The organism is Mesorhizobium sp. M7A.F.Ca.CA.002.15.2.1 (assembly GCF_003998715.1).
GTDB classification, from domain to species: domain Bacteria; phylum Pseudomonadota; class Alphaproteobacteria; order Rhizobiales; family Rhizobiaceae; genus Mesorhizobium; species Mesorhizobium ciceri.
Genome location: NZ_RZPI01001133.1, coordinates 1 through 865, shown reverse-complemented (window position 1 = coordinate 865; position 865 = coordinate 1). Strand labels below are relative to the sequence as shown.

2 protein-coding genes are annotated in these 865 nt (G+C 63.4%); both read right to left on the bottom strand.

All coding sequences use genetic code 11. The features are described 5' to 3' along the window. Positions 1-288 (bottom strand): XdhC family protein (locus tag ENZ74_RS33165; protein ID WP_164761466.1); only part of this gene is annotated, 288 nt, incomplete at its 3' end. A gap of 60 nt (positions 289-348) precedes the next feature. Then, a partial coding sequence (locus ENZ74_RS33160; RefSeq protein WP_127313356.1) for a VWA domain-containing protein occupies positions 349-865 on the bottom strand: 517 nt, incomplete at its 5' end.

The window sequence follows — 865 nt, the reverse complement described above, 5'->3', positions numbered from 1 at the left end:
CACTTGCCATGCGGTTTCATCGGCACCACCGAACTCCCGCATCCTGGCCTTCCCGCTGTCGATGACGTCGATGGCCTCGCTGACCACAGCGCCTTCGACGCAGCCGCCCGAGACGGAGCCATGGAAATTGCCGTGTGCGTCGATGACCAGATGGCTGCCTACAGGTCGGGGCGCCGAACCCCAGGTCTCGACCACTGTCGCGATGGCCACGTCCTTGCCGTCCTTCATCCAGCCCTCCGCAATGATCAGCGGGTCGCGGGCCTCATCCAGATAAATGCTGTTTTCCATGACCGTTTCTCCAGAAGTCTGTTTTTCTCGGGATCTGTTTTCCGGATGGGAAGGATATGGTTATGCGGCGCGCCTCGCGCCAGCTTCCAGCCATCGGCGCGGATCGACGGATTGTGCCGACTTCTTGTCCAATGACGCGCAGAGATCGGCGAGCGCATCGAGATTGTGCACCGAGCGGAACTCGTCGACATGCGGCAGCATCGCCTTGACGCCACGGGCGCGCGCCTGGAAGCCGTCGAAGCGCAGCAACGGGTTCAGCCAGATCAGCCGCCGGCAAGATTTGTGCAGGCGCTCCATCTCCTCCGACAGGCCGGCGACATCGTCGCGCTCCAGCCCATCTGTGATCAGAAGCACGACCGCCCCCTGCCCCAGCACGCGACGCGACCATATCAGGTTGAACTCGGCCAGCGTGTCGCCGATGCGGGTGCCACCCGACCAGTCCATGACCGCCGCCGAACAGTCGGCAAGGGCTGCATCCGGGTCGCGATGGCGCATCTGCCGCGTCAGATTGGTCAGCCGGGTACCGAAGACGAAGGTGTGCACGCGACGCCTTTTTTCCGTCAGCGCATGCAGGAAA